15 protein-coding genes are annotated in these 21311 nt (G+C 58.7%); 7 read left to right on the top strand and 8 right to left on the bottom strand.

All coding sequences use genetic code 11. The features are described from left to right. Positions 1 to 75 precede the first annotated feature (75 nt). Entirely contained in the window at positions 76 to 1740 is a 1665-nt protein-coding gene (locus GSQ81_RS00800) for a trehalase family glycosidase (RefSeq protein WP_158908856.1), read from the bottom strand. A 261-nt stretch (positions 1741 to 2001) separates the two neighbouring features. Between GSQ81_RS00800 and mak the strand changes: the two genes are divergently transcribed. From mak to GSQ81_RS00780, 4 genes are all read left to right on the top strand, one after another. Further along, positions 2002 to 2916, top strand: coding sequence for a fructokinase (gene mak / locus GSQ81_RS00795; RefSeq protein WP_216846349.1), 915 nt, complete (start codon positions 2002 to 2004; stop codon positions 2914 to 2916). Between the two features lie 74 nt (positions 2917 to 2990). After that, the gene (locus GSQ81_RS00790; RefSeq protein ID WP_158908855.1) at positions 2991 to 5201 is read left to right on the top strand and encodes a PQQ-binding-like beta-propeller repeat protein; all 2211 of its coding nucleotides are present in this window, start codon (positions 2991 to 2993) and stop codon (positions 5199 to 5201) included. A gap of 96 nt (positions 5202 to 5297) precedes the next feature. Beyond that, positions 5298 to 6548, top strand: coding sequence for a nucleoside permease (locus tag GSQ81_RS00785; protein WP_158908854.1), 1251 nt, complete (start codon positions 5298 to 5300; stop codon positions 6546 to 6548). Positions 6549 to 6611: 63 nt separating this feature from the next. After that, positions 6612 to 7511 (top strand): sugar phosphate isomerase/epimerase, encoded by a 900-nt coding sequence (locus GSQ81_RS00780; protein ID WP_158908853.1) that lies wholly within the window; start codon positions 6612 to 6614, stop codon positions 7509 to 7511. Positions 7512 to 7664: 153 nt separating this feature from the next. Here the strand turns inward: GSQ81_RS00780 and lspA are convergent, their stop codons facing one another. After that, positions 7665 to 8168, bottom strand: a complete 504-nt coding sequence (lspA, locus tag GSQ81_RS00775) for a signal peptidase II (protein WP_158908852.1) — start codon at positions 8166 to 8168, stop codon at positions 7665 to 7667. After that, positions 8169 to 11126: an isoleucine--tRNA ligase gene (ileS, locus tag GSQ81_RS00770; RefSeq protein WP_158908851.1), complete on the bottom strand. Its 2958-nt coding sequence runs from the start codon at positions 11124 to 11126 to the stop codon at positions 8169 to 8171. A 329-nt stretch (positions 11127 to 11455) separates the two neighbouring features. Between ileS and GSQ81_RS00765 the strand changes: the two genes are divergently transcribed. Continuing rightward, the gene (locus GSQ81_RS00765) at positions 11456 to 12517 is read left to right on the top strand and encodes an energy transducer TonB (RefSeq protein WP_158908850.1); all 1062 of its coding nucleotides are present in this window, start codon (positions 11456 to 11458) and stop codon (positions 12515 to 12517) included. Positions 12518 to 12903: 386 nt separating this feature from the next. Here GSQ81_RS00765 and GSQ81_RS00760 read toward each other — a convergent pair whose 3' ends face one another. Continuing rightward, positions 12904 to 13302, bottom strand: coding sequence for a DoxX family protein (locus GSQ81_RS00760; RefSeq protein ID WP_158908849.1), 399 nt, complete (start codon positions 13300 to 13302; stop codon positions 12904 to 12906). A 50-nt stretch (positions 13303 to 13352) separates the two neighbouring features. Further along, a complete protein-coding gene (locus tag GSQ81_RS00755; RefSeq protein WP_158908848.1) occupies positions 13353 to 14279 on the bottom strand; it encodes an alpha/beta hydrolase in 927 nt (308 codons plus the stop codon). A gap of 171 nt (positions 14280 to 14450) precedes the next feature. Here GSQ81_RS00755 and GSQ81_RS00750 point away from each other — a divergent pair, with 171 nt between their 5' ends. Both GSQ81_RS00750 and GSQ81_RS00745 read left to right on the top strand, forming a co-directional pair. Continuing rightward, positions 14451 to 14798: a Rieske 2Fe-2S domain-containing protein gene (locus GSQ81_RS00750; protein ID WP_158908847.1), complete on the top strand. Its 348-nt coding sequence runs from the start codon at positions 14451 to 14453 to the stop codon at positions 14796 to 14798. Positions 14799 to 14926: 128 nt separating this feature from the next. Next, on the top strand, positions 14927 to 16498 hold the full coding sequence (locus GSQ81_RS00745) for a DUF5597 domain-containing protein (protein WP_158908846.1): 1572 nt from the start codon (positions 14927 to 14929) through the stop codon (positions 16496 to 16498). Here the strand turns inward: GSQ81_RS00745 and GSQ81_RS00740 are convergent. The 3 genes from GSQ81_RS00740 to tmk all read right to left on the bottom strand — a co-directional run bounded on the left by GSQ81_RS00740 (position 16495) and on the right by tmk (position 21295). Continuing rightward, positions 16495 to 19095 (bottom strand): glycoside hydrolase family 3 protein, encoded by a 2601-nt coding sequence (locus tag GSQ81_RS00740; RefSeq protein WP_254059911.1) that lies wholly within the window; start codon positions 19093 to 19095, stop codon positions 16495 to 16497. The two genes, GSQ81_RS00745 and GSQ81_RS00740, sit on opposite strands and share 4 nt — an antisense overlap. A gap of 140 nt (positions 19096 to 19235) precedes the next feature. Next, complete coding sequence (locus GSQ81_RS00735) at positions 19236 to 20624, bottom strand: cytochrome P450 (RefSeq protein WP_158908845.1); 1389 nt, start codon at positions 20622 to 20624, stop codon at positions 19236 to 19238. Continuing rightward, the gene (gene tmk / locus GSQ81_RS00730; RefSeq protein WP_158908844.1) at positions 20621 to 21295 is read right to left on the bottom strand and encodes a dTMP kinase; all 675 of its coding nucleotides are present in this window, start codon (positions 21293 to 21295) and stop codon (positions 20621 to 20623) included. The genes GSQ81_RS00735 and tmk overlap by 4 nt, the downstream gene beginning before the upstream one ends. Between the last annotated feature and the right edge of the window lie 16 nt (positions 21296 to 21311).

Genomic DNA, 21311 nt, shown 5'->3' with positions numbered 1-21311 from the left:
AAGCTAAGGCTTAACACCGATCTGCACCGATGACACCGATTTTTCTCTGTTGGTTCGCGCCACACTCGGATGGATTTAGTGACTTGCTTTAGCCTTCTTTTTTGAGTGGGAGATAAGGTCGCTCATTTGCACGTAGACGCCGTTGGTCCAGCCGAAGCCTACCGCGTTGCTCGTGTAGCCTGCGGCGACGTTTACGTTGGCAGAGCCGCTGACCACGTTGTACTTTTCACGGATGGTGCCGTCGTGCAGAAAGTTTTGCAGGACGGTCTGCGAAAGTTCACTCGCTGCGCGTGAGGCATCGCTGGTGAAGCCGTACTGTGCGAGGCCTTTGACTGCGAGCCAGTTCGTTGGCGCCCAGCCGAAGGGGAGATCCCATTGGACGCCGGACTCGTTGTCGCTCATGGCGAGGCCGCCGGTGTGCTCGAAGAGTGAGAGATGATGGTCCATCGTCGCGGCTTGCCGGGGGGTGGCGAGTCCGGCCCAGAGCGGATAGAAGGCCGTGATGTAGTTGTAAGTAGAGCGTTGATGGGTCGAGAAGTCGTAGTCGTAGAACATGCCTGCTGTGGGATTCCAGAGATATTTATTGATAGCATCGCGTCGAGTTGCGGCGCGGCGTTCCCATGCGGCAGCCTCTGCGGTGCGGCCCAGCAAGGTGGCGAAGTGGGCCATATCGCGTTCGTATTTATAGAGGAGACTATTGAGGCAGACAGGCGCGTAATCGTCGGTCGAGCCGCTGAATGCACCGAAGCGGAAGCTGGTGTCGAAGCCGGACTCACGCATGGCGCGGTCGCCGCTGTAAAAGGCGCTGGTGAGGCGATGGCCTTTGTAATAGGCGCGAGCGCAGACTTTGGACGCGGTGATGTCGCAGCTGGTCTTTGCAAGGGCTATGGCTTGGGATGCGGTCGGGTGTTCGGGAGCATCGATGAGGTATTCGGTGTGAAGGTCAGGATGCGCGAGCAGCCAGCGGATGACGTTGGGGTAGTAGTCGCTGTCGTCGGCCATCTCGGGTACGGGACCTTCGCCGATATCTTTGTAACGGGCGAGGCCGGTGTCGCCTGCGCGATGGATGGGTGATGTCCACAGCGAATAATCACGCTGCGCATAACCGTAGGCTTTGGCGAGCCATTCCTTTGAGAGAGGCTTGCCGTCGGGATGCTCGTAGACCTCGCGGATCATGGACGTGAGAAATGGCGGCTGCGAGCGGGTGAAAAAGTAGGTGCGGTTGGCGTTGAGGATAGCGCCGTAGTTTTCGATCTCGTAGAAGAAATTTTCGACCATGCCGCGAGCGAGGTCGGAGCGATTGTCATGCACGAGGCCGAGGATAATGAAGTAGCTGTCCCAACCGTACATCTCGTTGAAGCGTCCGCCAGGGACGACGTAGCGATTGGGGAGATAGAGAAGGCCCTCTTTCGGGATCTCGCTGACCTTGATATCACCCATGTGATTGATCTTGCGCGGCAGCCTGCGTACCTCGATGTTGCAGAGCTTCTGCGCGGCGGTTACGGGCGCCGGCGTTGCGAGGCCCGCGGGAAGGTAGAGCACCGGAGCTGTCGTTATTTTAGGATCGACCAGCGATTTGCAGTCAGACATGGAACGAGAGAGGCTGTCCCAACTGTTATGAATGTAGCTCAGTATTTTGGCGTTCGAAGCTGCATCGGAGCCAGATGGCTGAGGATTTGCGCTGCCGGCAAGAAGTGTCGTCGTGAAAAGCAGGATGCCGATGCGAAGTAGATGTTTCATAGATGACCCTGACTCTTGTTCGATGACTAAAAATAAGGAAGGCGATGACCCTTTCTTATTTTTTGTTCGACGCGAGAATGATTGAATGCCGCTGCCATAATGTTGCGGCTTCATGCCTACGGAAACGCTAACACTTTATGGATTAAATCGCCGCAAGGAATAAATTTTTCTGCGATGGCATCGCTCGTGTTGAGAGGGTAGTGTTAAGTTGCAGATTTAATGACAGGCACGAAAGAGCGGACGTCGGGGGATTAGAGCGGCATGGCAAATTTGGAGATGCGGATTGGCATCGATCTTGGCGGAACCAAGATTGAAGCGCTGGCGATTGAAAAGGATGGAAGGGAGTTGGTCAGGCATCGGGTCGACACTCCCCAGGGCAACTATGATGCGACGGTTGCATCCATGGCTGCGCTCGTCCAGCGTATCGAAGGAGAGATGGGTCGAACAGCGACGGTGGGCGCGGGGATTCCCGGCTGTGTTTCGAGTGTAACCGGAGTGGTGAAGAACGCGAATTCGACATGGCTGAATGGGAAGCCGCTCGACCGCGATCTGTGTGCGGCGCTGGAGCGCGAGGTGCGCGTGGCCAATGATGCAAACTGTCTTGCTATTTCGGAGGCGACCGATGGCGCGGCGGCGGGGAAGCGACTGGTCTTTGGGGTGATTTTGGGAACGGGGTGCGGCGGCGGCATCGCGATCAACGGCCGCGTTCACGATGGCCCGAACGGAATCGCCGGTGAATGGGGGCATAATCCTCTGCCTTGGATGCTCCCAGAGGAACTGCCCGGGCCGTCATGCTACTGCGGGAAGCGAGGATGCCTGGAGACGTGGATCTCGGGGACCGGTGTGGCGCAGGACCACAAGAGGGTGACCGGAAGGGAACTGACGACGCGGGAGATTGTGGCGGCTTCGGAGGCCGGTGATTCGGATGCGGTCGCTACGGTGAATCGCTTTGAGGACCGATTGGCGCGGGGATTGGCCCATGTCATCAATCTTCTGGATCCGGATGTGCTTGTCTTTGGTGGAGGGTTGTCGAAGGTGCAGCAGCTTTATCGGAATCTGCCGAAGATACTGCCTCGGTATGTGTTTGGCCGAGAGGTTGCGACGCCAATCGTGCAGGCTAAATTTGGAGACTCCAGCGGAGTTCGTGGAGCAGCGTGGCTGTGGCCGAATCAGTGACAGACCATTTGCAAGGACACAAGAGTGCGATTATGGTGACGTAGACCGTTCGGGGTCGATAAAGGATTGTGTGAATGCGAATTGGGGGTTGGGCTGCTGTCGTTGCGTTTACTCTGTTCGGCGTGACGCTTTGGCAGGTGCAGACAAGACATGCCAATGTGGTTGTCGCCGCAAGTCGAGGAGCTGAAGGTACAGCGCGAGATTGGCCTGTCTACAACGGCGGGGTAAATGGAGACCACTATTCGCCCTTGACGCAGATCAACCGCTCGAACGTGCATCGATTGAAAGTCGCCTGGACATTCGATACACACGAAGAGGGTGGGCTGCAGACGAATCCTCTGGTGATCGGCCGGACGCTCTATGCATACACCCCATCGCAGAAAGTGATTGCGTTCGATGGCGCAACGGGCAAGGTGATCTGGACCTTTTCTACGGGGACGCCCGGAGGTCAGCCCACTCGCGGACTCAGTTATTGGACCGATGGCAAGGAGAGCATCCTGTTCGCAGGCGCTCTCACCAATCTCTATGCGCTTGATCCGGCGACAGGGAAGCCCATTTTGGCCTTTGGAGATCAGGGCAAGATCGATCTTCGCCGGGGCCTGACCGATGGCGACTACTCAGGCATATATCTCGCTCCTACTACTCCGGGTTTGATCTTCAAGGACATGATCATCGTCGGCTTTCGTGCGCCGGAGGAGGAGCCTGCACTGCATGGCGACATTCGTGCGTTCGATGTCCATACCGGCGCACTTCGCTGGAGTTTCCACACCATTCCTCATCCGGGCGAATACGGTTACGAGACGTGGCCGAAGGAAGCATGGAAGGTTACCGGCGCAGCGAATAATTGGGCGGGCATGTCGCTCGATGAGACGCGCGGCATTGTGTATGCGCCTACCGGCTCCGCTGTAACTGACTTTTACGGCTACGACCGCGCTGGCGACGATCTGTTCGCGGATACGCTGTTAGCGCTCGATGCCAATACTGGCAAGCGTATATGGCACTTTCAGGATGTGCATCACGATATATGGGACCGCGACTTTCCTTCGCCGCCAGCGCTTGTCACCGTTCATCGAGAGGGCAAGGCGATTGATGCCGTAGCGCAGACCACGAAGCAGGGCTTTATCTTTCTCTTCGACCGGACGAACGGCAAGCCGCTGTTTCCCATCGAGGAGCGCCCTTTTCCTGCGTCGAATGTTCCCGGCGAAACGACCTCTCCGACACAGCCGATCCCGCAATTTCCCCTGCCGTATGCTCGTCAGTTGCTCACCGCCGATATGCTGACGACGCGTACACCGGAAGCCCATGCCTGGGCAGTCGAACAGTTCAAGACCTTTCGCAGTGAAGGTCAATTTATTCCTTTCAGCGTGGACAAGCAGACCGTGGTTTTTCCGGGCTTCGATGGCGGAGCCGAGTGGGGTGGTCCAGCCGTAGACCCTCGCAGCGGTGTCATTTATATCAACGCCAACGACGTTGCCTGGACAGGAGGGTTGACGGCGAGCAAAACGAGCGGCGGTACGGGTGCTGCTTTGTATCAAAGTCAATGTTCGATGTGCCATGGTGCAGAACGAAAGGGATCGCCACCGGCGTTTCCGTCTTTGATTCATGTCGACAAACACCTGTCTGACGCTTCGATTACGTCGTTGATTCACGACGGTAAGGCAAGGATGCCTTCTTTTCCGGGCATAACGGGAGAAAAATTAGAGGCGATCCTCGCGTTTCTCAAGACTGATCCCGATGCCATGAATACAGAGCAGAGCAATAAAGCTCAAAAAATGTCTGCCGAGAGCAGCGCTCGGACAACCGATTCGGGGTTGACATCAAAGAGCGAGATGGGAAGCTCCGAAGCTACCACTGCCCGGTATCAGTTTACGGGGTATCGTAAATTTCTTGATCCCGATGGCTATCCGGCGATCGTGCCTCCGTGGGGAACGCTCAACGCTATCGATCTGAACACAGGCAAGTATCTCTGGAAGATTCCGCTGGGCGAGTATCCCGAGCTTGCGGCAAAGGGAATGAAGGGAACCGGCAGCGAGAATTACGGTGGCCCGATTGTCACGGCAGGCGGCATCGTGATTGTCAGCGCGACGATCTACGACAGGAAGATCAGGACATTCGACAGCCGAACGGGGAAGCTTCTCTGGGAAGCGGAGCTTCCATACGCCGGCAACGCGACGCCCGCGACCTACATGATCGATGGCAAGCAGTATGTGGTGATTGCGGCAAGCGGTGCGCGCAATCCCAAAGGGCCGCAGGGCGCTGCCTATGTCGCGTTTGCGTTGCCGTAGCAAGCTCAAAACTTCAAGTGGTTGTCCTCACTCGTTCGCTCGTGAAATAGTGGGATGCCTTAGTAAGTGCGGCGCTGACGGAAGAATGAGGGACGGATGAAATTGCAGCTTAGGGTGCGTCTGAGCACCATGATGTTTCTCGAATACTTTATCTGGGGCGCATGGTATGTGACCCTGGGCACCTGGCTAGCGGGCCCTTTGCACTTTACGGGGCAGCAGATCGGGCTGGCAGCGGGAACTACTGCGGTCGGCGCCATCCTTGCTCCGTTCTTTGTGGGCGTCGTGGCCGATCGATTTTTCGCAACGCAGAAGGTGCTCGGCCTTCTTCATCTTGCGGGTGCGGCTCTGCTGTTCGTTGCATCGATTCAGACTTCGTTTACTGCTTTCTACGTTCTGATCCTGCTGTACTGCCTGGCTTTTATGCCGACGCTTTCGCTGGCAAACTCGCTGGCCTTCCGGCAGATGGATGACCCAAAAGAAGAGTTTGGCGCAATCCGTGTCCTGGGCAGCGGCGGATGGATCGTTGCGGGCCTGCTGATCGGCACGCTGCGACTGGAATCCACTTCGACGCCGATGCGTCTGGCTGCACTGGTATCGCTGCTGATGGGAATTTATAGCTTTACTCTGCCTGCGACGCCGCCGCTTGCGCGAGCGGAAAAATTCACGCTGGACAGCGTCTTTCCTCGCGAGGCGATAAAGCTGCTTGGCGAGCGGTCGATGTTGATCTTTGTCATTGCCTCTTTTCTGATCTGTATTCCGCTGCAGTTTTACTATGCCTTTACCAATCTCTTTCTTAATCAGACTGGAGTCAGCAATGCTGCCGGTAAGATGACCGGCGGCCAGATGTCGGAGCTGGTTTGCATGCTCCTGATACCGTGGTTCTTTCGCCGATTAGGCGTGAAATATATGCTGATCGCCGGCATGTTGGCCTGGGTTGCCCGATATCTTTTGTTTGCGTATGGCAACGTCAATGCACACATGTGGATGTTGTGGGGCGGCATCCTGCTGCATGGCATCTGCTACGACTTCTTCTTTGTCACCGGTCAGATCTACATCGACCGCAAAGCTCCGCTGAATCTTCGCGCGGCTGCGCAAGGCATCATTATCTTCATCACTTACGGCCTGGGTATGTTTGTGGGCTCATGGCTCTCTGGTGCCGTGGTCAGTCACTATGCACTCGCCGCCCCCGTTGGCACGGCCACCTATGACTGGAAGTCGATCTGGCTGTTCTCGGCTGGCGCATCGGCCATCGTTCTTCTTCTGTTTCTATTTACGTTTTCCGATAAGGGTGAAGATTCAAAGTCGCTTCCATCGGAGAACGCCGATCCCGTACAAGTCCCAACCTAGAGCCACGCAATATCTATATATTGCCGTTAGCCATTGCATTTTCCACCATAAGGAGCGAAAGAGATGAAGGGGAGCACACGAAGGGAATTTTTACGGAACACCGGCAGCCTTGGCGCGGCAGCTCTGATAGCCACAGCATTTGGGTCTTCCACGAAAGCCTGGGCTGACCCAATGGGATTGCCCGTGGGCATTCAGCTCTATACTGTTCGCGGCGTGATCGAGGCGGACACTTCCGGAACATTGAAGCAGTTGCACGATATAGGCTATCGCGAGGTCGAGACGGCAGGGTTCGGCAAATATTCCGTCAAGGAGTTTGGCCAGTTTATTAAAGATGCAGGATTGTCATGTCCGAGTGCTCATCTGCAGCTGAACGGTCCTGAATACGGCCAGGTCTTTGACGATGCCCATGCGTTGGGTGTGACCTATGCCACCAGTTCCACCTTGTCCGCGTGGCCCAGCAGGCCGGGAGCTTCTCATGGATGGCCAAAGTTAGGGCTTGATGACTTTAAGCGTCTGGCTGCGAAGATGAATGATGTTGGCACAAAGGCAAAAGCTGCCGGTCTTCAGTATGCGTATCACAATCACGATCTTGAATTTCAGAAGATGCCGGATGGAAGTTATGGCTACGATGTGCTGCTCAACGAGACCGACCATGCCCTAGTGAAGTTTGAGATCGACTGTGGCTGGATGGTCGTGGGAGGAGCCAGCCCGGTGGAGTATATGAAGAAGCATCCCGGTCGATTCCGCATGATTCATGTGAAGGATTTCAAGGCCATGCCTCAGGGCGGCAAGCGTCCCGAGGGCAGCGAATTGGGGGCCGGATTCATCGACTACAAACCGATCTTTGCAGAGGGCAGACTGGCTGGCATCCAACATGCTTTCGCGGAGCAGGAAGGGCCCTATACGAAGCCGGAGATGGAATCTGCAAAGATCGACTACGCGTATCTCCATTCCATGAGTTAGCCAGTCACAACTTTCCAGAGGAGGGAGAACGGACACATTCTCCCTCCTCCGATGGATTTATTTATATCGTTGCGGCGACGGCGTTCGTTTCTTTAAAAAGGCGGCAAATCTGCTTCAGTGCGCTGGTAGGAAAGACGAATCAATTGGTGTATATCACCTTTGTGACTGCGGACGGAAGATTTCTATCAGCAACAAACAGGCTCCGATGACGATGCAGCTATCGGCTACGTTGAAGTCGGGCCAGTGGTAGTGGACGATGTGGACTTCGAGAAAATCGACGACGTGGGAGAAGCGAACGCGGTCGTAGAGGTTGCCGACAGCTCCGCCGAGGATGAGTGCGAGGGCAATCCCCGTGAGCGAAAGATCGCGGCCTACGCGCCAGAGCATGCCCAGGACGATGATCACGGCGATGATGGAGAACGCGATGAGGCTGTCGCGGACGAGGATGGGCGAGGCCGAGTCGAAGAGCGAAAACGCCGCGCCGGTGTTGAGAACGTGCGTCAGGCGAAAGACTCCGGGGATGACGGTGATGGCATAGCCGGGATTGATGTGGTGGACGATCCAGAGCTTGCTGCAGCGGTCTGCAACGACGACAAGCGCGGCGAGTAGAAGAAGAGGGATGCGGCTGTCCCGTCTGTTGTGTGAAGTGAGGGACATTTAGGCTTGCTGCTCCGTTGTTTGTTGGACTGTGTAGGGTGCGAAGCCGATAGCTTCGAGAGCTTCGGCGCAACGAAGGCAGACGGTGGGATATTTTTGTTCGTTGCCTACGTCGGTGGTGTAGTTCCAGCAGCGCTCGCACTTGATGCCGTCGGCTGCTGAAACCGTCGTTTCGATAATGTTGATCTCGTTAGATCTGAGATCCACTTGAGAGACGTTGAAGAGCTCCTTCAGCGATTTTTCATAGCGTTTGAGTAGAGCATAGATACTCTCTTCGGAATGATGCGCAGCTTCGGTATTGATGGGCGTTGAGTCGGCCAATAGTTGCACCTTAGCGTCAAGTCCCTTACCAACGAGCTTCGCCTGTCTAGCGGATTCCAGTGCAAAAAGAACCTTATCCCTGACAGCCAACAGCTGTGACCAGTCAGCAATGATCGGTGCGGTGTTGCCGGGAACGATGTCGGCGATATTGGGGAAGAGAGCGATGTGGACGCTGGCCTCGCGGCCTTCGACCTTGGGCAGAAGTTGCCAGACCTCGTCGGCGGTAAAGCTGAGGATGGGGGCGATGAGGCGGGTGAGGGCTTCGGCGATGCGCCACAAGGCGGTCTGTGCGCTGCGGCGAGCAGGATGATTGGGCGCGAAGGTGTAGAGGCGATCTTTCAGCACATCTAAATACAGTGCCGAAAGATCGGTGTTCACGTACTCGTTGAGGGCGTGGTAGGCGCGGTGGAATTCGAAGTCGTCGTAGGCGGCGCGGATCTTGGTGTCCAGCTCTGCCGTGCGGGCGAGGATGTATTGGTCTAAAGGCTCCATCGCAGAGAACGCGATGGTGTTTGTCGCCGGGTCGAAGTCGTGCAGGTTGCCGAGCAGAAAGCGCAGCGTGTTGCGCAGCTTGCGATAGTTGTCGCTGACGCGCTGCATCAGGTTTTCGCTCGCGGCTACGTCTTCGCGGAAGTCGACGGAGGCGACCCAGAGGCGGATGATCTCGCCGCCGAGGCGCTTGGCGATGTCGACGGGATCGACGCCGTTGCCGAGGCTCTTCGAGAAGGCGCGGCCTTGTTCGTCGAGCGTCCAGCCGGAGGTGGCGACCATTTTGTAGGGGGCGATTCCGTTAACAGCTACCGACGTGAGTAACGATGAGTGGAACCAGCCGCGGTGCTGATCTCCGCCTTCGGTGTAGAGATCGGCGGGGTAGCTGAGTTCGGGTTCGTGTTCAAGGACGGCGTGCCAGCTTGCGCCGGACTCGAACCAGACGTCGAGGATGTCCATCTCCTTGCGGAACTCTTCGTTGCCGCAGGAGCATTTCGTTCCCTTGGGAAGCAGCGCGGCGACATTGTGGGTGTACCAGGCGTCTGCGCCTTCTTTGTGGAAGAGCTGGACGATGCTCTTGTTGATGGCTTTGTCGTTCAGCGGCGTGTGGCACTTTTCGCAGAGAAAGACGGCGATGGGAACGCCCCAGATGCGCTGGCGGGAGATACACCAGTCGGGCCGGGTGGCGATCATGTTGGAGATGCGGTCTTCACCCCACGTCGGGTCCCAGACGACTTTCTTGATCTCGTCGAGGGCGCGCTGGCGGAAGGTCGTGGCTCCAGCACCCAGTTCTGTGGCAGATCCTGGCATGGGGGTTTCCATGCCGATGAACCACTGCTCGGTGGCGCGGACGATGACGGGATTATGGCAGCGCCAGCAGTGTGGGTAAGAGTGCTCGAAGCTGGTGGCGCTGAGCAGTGCGCCTTTTTCGCGCAGCAGCTCAATGATGACGGGGTTGGACTTGAAGACGGTGAGGCCGTCGTAGGGTTCGCCGGGATGGCCGCCGTGCAGATCGGTGTGTCGCTGTTTTCCGGCGTTGTCTACATATTGGACTTCGGGCAGGTCGTAGCGCTTGCCGGTGTAGAAGTCGTCGACGCCGTGGGCTGGCGCGGTGTGGACGGCTCCCGTGCCTTGCTCGGCCGTGACGTAGCCGGCGGTGACGCCGAGGACCTGGCGGTCAAGGAACGGGTGCTGGAAGGTGACGCGATCGAGCTTCGCTCCCTTGAAGCGGGCAATCTTAGAGGCTTCGGTGAGGTTGCAGGCAGTTTTGACTGCAACAGCGAGAGCTTCGAGAACTACATAGACGTTGCCGTCGGTGTTTTCGAGGGCCACGTAGTCGAGTTCGGGGTTGAAGGCTACGGCGAGCGAGGCTGGGAGCGTCCATGGTGTGGTCGTCCAGATGATGGTGGAGACTTTTTTGCCTGCCAGTTTGGCATCGATGGCGGCGGGATCGCTGGTGAGCGCGTAGCGGACGTAGACGCTGGGCGAGGTGTGCTGCTCATACTCGACCTCGGCTTCGGCGAGGGCGGTGCGGTCGTGGATGCACCAGTAGACCGGCTTGAGGCCCTTGTAGACGAAGCCCTTCTCGAAGAAGTCGTAGAAGGTCTCGGCGATGCTGGCCTCGTAGGGGAAGGACATCGTGAGGTAAGGTTTGTCCCAGCGGCCGAAGACGCCGATGCGCTCGAACTGGCTGCGCTGCAGGTCGACGTATTTCTGTGCGTACTCGCGGCAGGCCTTGCGGACGGCGAGTGGGTCCATTTCCAGCTTTTTGCGACCAAGCTGCTCGTCTACCTTGATTTCGATGGGGAGGCCGTGGCAGTCCCAGCCGGGAACGTAGGGAGAGTCGAATCCGGCCATGGTCTTGGTCTTGACCACGAAGTCCTTGATGCACTTATTCAGTGCGTGGCCGAGATGGATGGCTCCGTTGGCGTAGGGAGGACCGTCGTGGAGGATGTATTTAGGGGCACCGGCGCGGGCGGCGCGAATCTGGGCGTAGAGGTCCTGCTGCTGCCACTCGGCGAGGCGGAGGGGCTCGTTGACGGGCAGATTGGCCTTCATGGCGAAGCTGGTCTGCGGAAGGTTCAGGGTAGACTTCAGCGGCTTGACGGTCTGGTCGGCTGTGGACTTTGAATCAGTTACTTCCGGCATTCGTTCCTCTTGATCGCGATTGGACAGATTTGCGGTTTGCGCCAAACTCTTATTGTATCCGGCTTGCATCCGGGGATGCGGGGTGACAGATGAGGTGCGGGCGAGACATTCGGGAGGGGAAGTGCGTCCAATGGAACGAGCGAAGTCAGGTTAATGTTTGTAGAATGCTTGTGGAGCCAAGTGCCTTGCTGTTTGGAGCGGAAAAGAAACCGGCGGAAGACCGGGAACGTAGACAGAGAGAGTGATGCGCGCTAATTCCGAAAAACGCCGGTGGAACGGTTTTCATTCGATTCCGCAGGCTGAGGCGAGACAATTTGGCTGATATACCTATGATTCCGCATGAAAACGAACCAGAGCACGAAGCCCCTGAGCTGCGCCCGGCAGATGCTCCTCATTTAAATGAGGAGACCGAGGGGTCGATGTGGACTTCGCTGTTTGAGAACCTTCGCGACGCCTTCAGCCCCAGGAAGGAAGTGCCGCTCCAGCTTGATTCGAAGCCGGTGGAGAGCGACCTGATTATTCAGGAAGAAGGAACCCTCGCCTCTTTGTGGAGCAGCGTGCGCGACGTGTTCTTCCCGGTGAAGCTGCCACCGCTGCAACTTGAGTCGCAGCCGATTGCCGTGGTCGACCGGATGAAGGTGAAGCGCGACCCGACCTCGACGGCGATTGCGGTGGTGCTGCACGGCCTGGTGATCCTGCTGATCGCCTTTTTGCTGGCGAAGAACATCAAGTTTGCCGCTCCCGCCAAGCAAGTCGTTGTGACCGACGTTACGATGCCTCCGATGGCGCCCGTGAAGACGCAGGCCATGGGCGGCGGTGGCGGCCAGCATGACACGACCCCGGTGACCAAGGGAACACCGCCCAAGTTCGCGGATACCCAGATTGTTCCGCCGAAGGCGCCTCCGCTGGAGCCGCCTAAAATCAATATTCAGCCGACCATTGAAGTGCAGAAGGACGTACACATGGCCAGCAGCATTCCGCAGATCGGCGTCGCCAACTCGCCGCTGGTGGGCATGTCGATGGGCAACGGCCACGGAACCGGACTGGGTTCGGGTGACGGCTCCGGGCTTGGGCCGGGCTCGGGCGGCAATACCGGTGGCGGCCCGCGACGGATTGGCGGCGGCGTCTCGGCTCCGGTGGTGATCTATTCGGTTGAGCCGGAGTTCTCCGAAGAGGCCCGCAAGGCTAAAGTTGCCGGAAATGTTCTGGTTGGTCTCTGGATCGACGAGAAGGGCATGCCGAGTCATGTCCATGTCGTTCGCGGAATCGGAATGGGCCTTGATGAGAAGGCCATCGAGGCCGTGAAGCAATGGCGGTTCAAGCCTGCGATGGAGAACGGGAAACCGGTGCTGGTGGAACTAAATATCGAGGTAAACTTCCAGATCTTCTAGCTGGCTGCGGACGATTAAAACGCTGGGTCTAAACCTGCCATCTGGTCAGTCTTTGTGATTGCGGGGACAGGCAGCCTGACAACGGAGACATACAGGAGGCGCTCTCCACTGCTCCGGTTCAGAAGCCGTGTGTCCTGTTTTCTTAGAAGGGTTGCCATAGCTATTCCGTTTTCGGGATATCAAAAATGTGAATATACAAAATGATGGAAAGAGGAGGACAACTTTTTTGCTGAAGAGGCGTCTTATTGAGTGTAGTCAGCAGTTGCCGGACTTTCAGTTCCCTCGGTCCCGGCGTCCCTTATCCGCAAGGCAAATACCTACCGTAAACGTAAGGCCCCCACAGTATCGGGGGCCTTCACTCCTTTTGGGGATGCGTTTGTTTTTCTTTAAGAGAGACCGAGTCTGCGATCGATGGACAGGGCTCCTGCACCGTAGAAGCAGAGCATAAGGGCGATGGCGGCGAGGTCGCTGATGTAGTTGTAGCCGCTGAAGCCCTGGTGGATTCCTACGGTGAAGAGCGCTACCAGCATGTTGATGGCGATGAGGCCCGAGGCCAGCCGGGTGAAAAGGCCGAGGACGACGACGATGCCGCCGACAAATTCCGTGAAGGCCGAGATGTAGCCGAGCCAGTAGGGAAATCCGAGGGTGACGATGTAGTGGACGAAGTGATGCAGCGCGGCGTGGCTCGATACCTTCTGGTAGCCGTGCCCGATCATGGAGAGGCCGAGGGCGAGGCGCAGGAAGAGGGCTCCCCATGGTTGAAGGTTGTTCAGAAATCGGATCATAAGGTTTCTTCTTTAAAATTAGCGCGGAGGAGTGAGGGTTTGAGGGTTATTTAATGCGCGGGTGCCGGTGTAGGTATCAGTTGCGCGCCGGGAGCGTATTGGTCGAGGAAGCGGGTGAGGGCCTGGGTATAGAGGGCTTCGGTGGGGGTGGTGAACTCGGCGGTGATTTTGGGGGCGGCGGCGGTGCGGTAGGCGGCGGGGGCCTGGCCGGAGGATTGGCTGAGGAGGAGCTTTGGGGTGTGCAGGGTTTTGAGCGGTGCGGTCAACGGGAAGTCTTCGTGAAAAAGCAGGCCGATGGGGAGAAGTCCGGAGCGGGGATCGCGGCGAGCGGTGTCCAGCAGATCGGTGTGGGGGGAGTCGAGGATGAGGGCTGGGCTGGCGGAGTGAATGGCTGCGAGGTTGGCTGCGAGCGAGGCTCCGGCTCCGGTGCCGTAGGGGATGATCTGGTTTGCGGGGACATCCCTTGAAGCGGTGAGGTAGAGCCAGGCGGAGTCGGCGTCGTGGGCCATCTTCTGCTGGGTGGGATGGGTGTTGGCGCTTTGACCATAGCCGCGGTAGTCGAAGGCGAAGACGTTGATGCCGAGGCGGTGAAGGGCGGTCAGCGTGGGCATGGAGTTCGCCAGCGAGCCATCGCCGGGAGGGAGGAAGAGCAGGGTGGTGTTCGCGTAGCGGGCTTCGGCTGCGGCGGGGATCCACCAGCCGGTGAGCTGGGGGACAGCGGATTCATCTGGGCCGAAGTGGATGAGCTGGTAGGGCGCGCCGTCGATGGAGGAGGGAGCGGCGGCGGTTCGGGCGGGATGGAGGACAAGCTGCCACTGGCCTTGATAGAAGAGCAGGCAGAGGGCGAGGTAGCCGCAGATGATCGCTGCGCCGACGGTGGCGGCGACGGCTTTGACGAGCCACATGGGATCGACCGATTCTGGCTGGGGCGCGGGCTGTGGGCGGTGTTTAGGCGTTTTTGTGGCGGGACGAGGCATGAAGGGTTCTGTATGAACTTTAGCATTCGGCGGTGGCTTCGATTTTTGCCGGAGATGGGGAGGCGTTGCCTGCCGAACGAAAGGCAAATACAGGGGTCTCTCCACTCCGCTGCGCTTCGGTCGAGATGACGTTACTTCTTTGCTCTACGATGGAAGTGGAGGGTTTTGGACGTGGCGCAGTGGGTACGGTTGTGCGGATTGGGTGAGGCTCCGGCGGTAGGGAAGGTCAGCGAAGCCGAGGTTGAAGGCGTAGAGATCTGTCTGGCGAATGTGAATGGAACGCTATCGGCATTGGACAATATCTGTCCGCACCGGCAAGGGCCGCTGGGCCAGGGGTGGCTTGAGGGGGAAGCCGTGGTTTGCCCGTGGCACTCGTGGACGTTCAGCCTGCAGACAGGGCTCTCGGAGTATCCGGTGCATGAACGGGTGGATGTGTTTGCGGTGCGGGTGGAGGGCGAAGACGTGATGGTTGATCTTGAGCAACGACGCAATTCGGTGGACCTTCCACCGCAGCGGTAAAGACGACGAAGCCGACCGGCTGAAATTCTTGTCCAGGACAGCCCGTTAGGCTATTCTTCGCACGCGCGATGTAAACGCTTTCCCTCGCGCCCAAACTCCATTGCGTTCAATGAAAGAGGCTTCGCGAAATGAAGATGCTCCTCGCCACTCTCCTGCTTACTGCCAGCCTTAACGCAGCTACTCCGACGCCTCAGATTGTTCAGCAAAACGGGAAGTACTCGCTGCAGGTCGATGGCAAGCCTTTCATCGTTCTCGGAGCCCAGGTCATCAACTCCAGCGGATGGCCTGAGCAATTCGATGCCGTGCTGCCCGGAGCCGCGGCACTCGGCATCAACACCATCGAAGTTCCCGCGTATTGGGAAGATGTCGAACCCAAAGAGGGCGAATTTCGCTTCGATACTTTCGATCACATCATCCAGTCCGCTCGCGCCCACAACTTCCATCTCGTCATGCTGTGGTTTGGCACATGGAAGAACGGCACTATGGATTATGCTCCAGGCTGGGTCAAATCCGACGCTGCCCGTTTTCCACATATGTTGGATCAGGGCCATCAGCCTGTGCGCGTGCTTACTCCGTTGAGCGACACCAATCTCAAAGCCGACAGCACAGCGTTTGCCGCTCTGATGAAGCATTTGAAAGAGGTCGATGGCGACCAACACACCGTCATCATGGTGCAGGTTGAGAATGAGTCCGGCTCTCTCTTCACCGACCGCGATTACTCTGCTGAAGCGGATACAAAGTTTAATAGCCCGGTTCCCGCGAAGGTCATTCAGGCGCTCCATAAAAAAGAGGGTACGTGGCCTGAAGTCTTCGGCCCGGAAGCCAACGAAACCTTTGCCGCTTATTATGTCTCCCGCTATGTCAACGCTGTTGCTGAAGCTGGCAAGAAAGAGTATCCGCTCCCTTTCTATGCCAACGTCTGGCTTCGGGAGCAGAAGAACTTTATGCGTCCGGGCGAGGCCTATCCAAGCGGTGGCGGCACTCTGAACATGCTTGATCTGTGGAAGGCGATGACGCCGTCGCTCGATGCCGTTGCTCCAGATAATTACGTTCTGGACTACGTGAACTATCGCGCCGTGCTCGATGGCTACCACCGCAAGGACAATCCGCTCATCGTGCCTGAAACCGGTGGGCCGCGCTTCGCCTCCAACATCTTTTACGCGCTTGGCGACTACGATTCGCTCGGCTACGCTCCCTTCGGGCTGGACAAGGTTCTGGACGGAGGCAAGGTCAAGGATATCGCGCAGCCCTTCGCCGATGACTGCCGCCTGCTCGCTCCTGCGCTGCCTCTCATCGCTTCACTTCAGGGCACTGGCAAGCTTCACTCCGCTGTCGAGGAGCAGTACCTTACCGATCGCCTCATCCATTCCTCTCGCTTCGATGTCCTAATTCAGTTCGGCAATCCGCACCCCGAGTATGGTGGAACCTTCGGCACGCAGACCCCGAAGATGAGCGGTCGCGCTCTGGTCGCCGAGCTTGCTCCTGACGAGTTCATCATCATGGGCTTCGACGCTCGCGCCGACTTTCTGCCAGTCCTTGGAAGTAAAGCGCAGAACGCACAGTTTCTCAGCGTTGAAGAAGGTACCTTCGTCGACGGCCAGTGGAAGACGATCCGTCATCTCAATGGAGACGAGACGTTCTTCGGATTCCGCCTTCCTGCTGAAGGCGGAATCTTCCGAGTAAAGCTCACCTCGTATTAGAAGGTGGCGCTGGCGGCTGCCTCCTTCGAGATTTCGACAGAGCCTTTGAGGTCAAGCGATTCGGAGGAGTCGCCGACGAGGACGCCGAACTTGCCGGGAGCGATGTGCCAGCTCTTCGCGTCGGTGTCGTAGAAGGCGAAGGAGCGGCCATCGAGCGCGATGGATACGTGTTTGGTCTCGCCGGGTTGCAACGTGATTTTGTCGAAGCCCTTTAGCTCTTTGATGGGGCGCTCGACCTTGGCGTGGCCGTCGGAGACGTAGACCTGCGCGACCTCTGCGCCTGCGCGCTCGCCGGTGTTGGTGACGTCGAAGGAGACGGTGACGTTGGGAGAAGACGTCGCGTTGTCAGGCGTGACGGAGAGGTTGGCGAATTTGAAGGTGGTGTACGAGAGGCCGTAGCCGAAGGGGAAGAGCGGCTTGACGTGATTGTGCTCGTAACCGCGATAGCCGACGAAGATGCCTTCCTTGTAAACGATGCGGTTTGAGTTGGGTTCGGTGTAGTAATTGTTGTAGGTGGGGTTGTCCTGCGCGCGGCGTTCAAAGGTCGCAGGAAGGTGGCCGGAAGGATCGACTGTGCCGAAGAGGACTTCGGCCAATGCGGTTCCGCCCTCCTGACCTGCATACCAGCTTTCGATGTAGCCGGGAATTTCGTTGACCCAGGCTTCGCTGTCGACGTTGCCGCCGGAGGTGACATCGACGATGGTCTTCTTGTTGGCGGCAGCCATGTCGCGGATGAGCGCGTCCTGTCCGTAAGGGAGATCGAAGGTGCGGTCGCCGCCCTCGGACTCGCTATCGGCATCGAAGCCTGCGGCGATGAGGACGACATCGGCTTTGGCTGCGAGTTCTTTGGCTTTGGCGTCGACGATCTTGTTCTCTTCAACGATGGCGAAGCGGATGCGTCCGCCGACGGGCGAGTGGAGCCCCTCTTCGACGACGACTTTGTGCGGCCCGGCAGCGAGGTCGAGCGTGACGTGTGGCTGGAAGGCGCGGACGATCTTCCAGTCGTCGAAGAGGAGCTTGCCGTCGAGGTAGACGCGGTTGCTGTTACCTTCGCCTGCGCCTTGCAGCGCGACGATGTATTTTCCGGCGTGGTCGGCGACGTAGTATCCGCTCCAACGCTGGCTGGAATCGTGGCTGGCGCCCCCGGCGAAGATGGTAGCCATGGCCTCGGGATTGGCGGCCAGCAGGCTCTGCCAGCTAACGCCTTCGCTGTTGATGTGCCTGGCTATCGTGGTGGAAGCGGGTGTGCCGGAGAGATCGCTGTTGTGGAAGGTCTCAAGCGTCAGCCCCGGCTTACCGTTGTGTGCTTCGGTGACGAAGTTGGTGGTGCGGGCAAGTTCGGCAAGCGTGGGCAGGCCGCGGTCGTAGTAGACGGTGACGCCCGAACCGGCGAGCGCGGTGATGCCTTCGAGCGCGCTGACAGTGTGGAAGGGCTGGACGCCTGCGCTGCCGCCGCCGACGGGAACACCGGGGTAGGCGTCCGGTCCGACGACGAGGATGGACTTGATTTGTGTTTTATCCAGTGGGAGGAGTTTGCCTTCGTTCTTCAGCAGAACCAGACCTCCGCGTGCGGCATCGAGTGCGGTCGCATTGTTCTTTGCGTCGTAGACGGGGACCGAGGTATCGGTCTGTGGACGGTCGAGCCAGCCGAAGCGCTCGGCGGTCATGAGGAGGTGGCGGATCTTTTCGTCGATGATGGCTTCAGAGACCTTGCCGCTCTTGACCGCGTCGGTAAGATTTTTGGGGTTCATGAACTTGCCTGTGGGCATCTCGATATCAAGGCCGCCGTTGGCTGCGCCGATGGCGTCGTAGGTCGCGTCCCAATCGGACATCATCACGCCCTGGAAGCCCCACTCCTTGCGCGCGATCTCGGTGTTGAAGTATCCGTTCTGCGTCATGTGAATGCCGTTGGTGAAGTTGTAGGAGTCCATGATGGCGCCGACGCGGGCTTTTTTTACGGCTGCTTCAAATGTTGGGAGATAGATCTCGCGGATGGCGCGCTCGCCGATGATGGAGTCGGAGTCGTGGCGCAGGAACTCGGAGTTATTGCCCATGTAGTGCTTGATGGTGGCGCTGACGCCCTGGCTCTGCATGCCGGTGACGTAGCCGACGGCGATGTTCGCGGCGAGAAAGGGGTCTTCGCCGAAGTACTCGAAGTTGCGGCCGTTGCGCGGCGAGCGATAGATGCAGACGCCCGGGCCGAGCATATAGTTGACGCCGCGTGCGCGGGCATCACGCCCGATGCCTTCGCCGACACGTGCGGCGAGATCGCGGTCCCACGAGGCGGCGAGGTTAATGCCTGCGGCGTAGGTGGTGGAGGGGAAGCCGGCATTGCTGCGGGTACCGTAAGGGCCGTCGGACATCTCGAAGGCAGGCAGGCCGAGGCTGGGCATGGCGCGAACAGCGAAGCCGGTGCCGCCGATGTATTCGAGCTTCTGCTGGAGGGTCATCTTGCCGATGATGGCGTCAACGCGGCTGCGCATCGCATCGGTGTCCGGCTGCGGCGCTTGTGCCCAAATGGAGGCAGTGCATAACAAGGCGGTGGACAGCAGGGCGGCGGTAATGGACCTTCTTCGCGGGCGCATCTTTTGCTGCATGGTGAAGTGCTCCTTTTCGTTCTTTAGCGCTGAAGACAGGCGATTGATTTCGCAGGTTGGTAAGCGGCGATACTTTGTCCGCTTCGCATCATAGCGATTAATCGATTGAATCGCACTCATTTATGTATTTGAGCGCGTTGTCAGCGGGCGAGTAGCTGCATTCGCAGGGGGCCGTCTGGACGTAGCGTGATCTTGGCCTGCACTCCGGGGGGAGCGGTGCCCTCATATCTCAAGCGGCAACGCTGCGCGATGGTGGCGATGGCGAGTACGCCTTCCATCCATGCGAAGCCTTCGCCGACGCATTGCCGTCCGCCGCCGCCGAAGGGAAAGTAGGCGAAGCGTGGGCGGTCCGCCTTGTTGGCTGGCGTGTGGCGGTCAGGGTCGAAGCGAAGAGGGTCGGGAAAGTACTCGGCGCTGCGATGCATGACGTATTGGCTGAAGAAGAAGTGGGCTCCCGGAGGGATGCGATAAGGGCCTAGCGTGACTGGCTTCGTTGACATGCGGCCCATTGCCCACGCAGGCGGATAGAGGCGCATGGATTCGGCGAAGACCTGCTCAGTGTAGCGAAGGTTGGGATAGTCGGCGAGGGTGGGGAGGCGTGCCTCTGTGCCAGTGCCGAGGACGCCATCGAGTTCGGCGTGGAGCTTGGCCTCGGCTTCGGGATTTTGGCTGAGCAGATACCACGTCCATGTGAGGGCGTTGGCCACGGTCTCGTAACCAGCGAGAAAGATGGTGAGGACTTCGTCGCGGATCTGCTCGTCCGACATGCCTTGCTGGCTTTCCGTGGTGGATGCCTGATCGTCGCGCGACGCGATGAGCATGGAGAGTAGATCTCCCTTGTCGATGCCGGTGGCGCGATGCTCGCGAATGAGGCGATTGACGACGGCGTTGAGGCGATTGCGCGAGCGGCGGAACTTGATGATGCCGGGGATGGGGAGGTGCAAAAAGGATTCGAGTCGGGGAAAGACGACGAGGAAGTTATAGAGGTCCATGATGGTGTTGACCTCTTCGTTGATGCGGCGAATATCGTCGGTGACCTCGGTGTTGAAGAGAGTGCGGGCGATGATCTCGAGCGAGAGCGACATCATCGATGCGGAGATATCGATACTCTCTCCGGGCTGCCAACGGTCGCGATGAGCGGCGGCGCTGGCGACGATCTGGTCGGCGTAGGCGGCGATGCGCTGGCGATGAAAGGCTGGAGCGACGATGCGGCGCTGGCGCAGGTGTATGGGATCGTCGGAGGTGATGAGCCCTTCGCCGAGAAGCACCTTCATGCGGCGCACGGTGCGTTCTTTGACGAACGCGGGTGCCTGGTTGATGAGGATCTCGCGAATGTATTCGGGATCGTTGAGGAAGACGATGGGCGTGCCCATGAAGCGATAGTGGGCAATGGGGCCGTAGGTGCGATGCAGATGCTCAAAGAGCAGAATGGGCGAGCCCAGTTTGACCCACGGCTTGTTGGCGTAGAAGGGCAGCGAGTGTTTGAGGCCGGGCGGCAGGTTCCACTTGGAGTTCGCCCGTGTGGTCATAGTGTTGGTGTGCCTAGCCGGGTAGTGACGATCTCGACGATGCGATTGTGGATCTCGTCGATGGGCGCTTCGTCGCGAATGGGAAGGACGCGGCGCGGTTCGCGGTCGGCGATCTCTTCGTACTTCTCGTAGATGCGGCCGTAGAACTCGTCGGACTCGCGCTCGAAGCGATTTTCGTCGGTGCCTTGCTGGCGGGTGTGGCGCTGGTTGCGGCGGCGGGCACGGCGCAGCGAGCCTTCGAGCGAGGGCAGAAGGAGCAGGGTGAGGTCGGGTTGCAGGTTGCCGCAGGCTGCGGCGTGCATGGCGAGGATGCGCTCGCTGCCGAGCTGGCGGCCTCCGCCCTGGTAGGCCTCGGACGAGTCGGTGTAGCGGTCGCAGAGGACGATACTGCCAGAGGCGAGGGCGGGCTCGATGATCTCGGCGATGGCCTGGGCGCGGTCGGCGAACATGAGCGCCATCTCGGTGGCGGGAGCGATGGGGCCGAGCGAGGCTTCGGAACGGGAGTCGAGCAGGATGCCGCGGATGCGGTCGCCGAGTGCGGTGCCTCCGGGCTGGCGCAGGGTGACGATGTTGCGGCCTGCCGCCGTGAGCGAGGCCGCAAGCAGGCGAAGCTGGGTGGTCTTGCCGGAGCCGTCGAGGCCTTCGAAGGTGATGAAATATCCGCGCGCCATGGAGACAGGTTATCTC

It is taken from the genome of Granulicella sp. L56 (assembly GCF_009765835.1).
GTDB lineage: Bacteria > Acidobacteriota > Terriglobia > Terriglobales > Acidobacteriaceae > Edaphobacter.
This window is presented reverse-complemented; position numbering and strand designations above follow the sequence as displayed.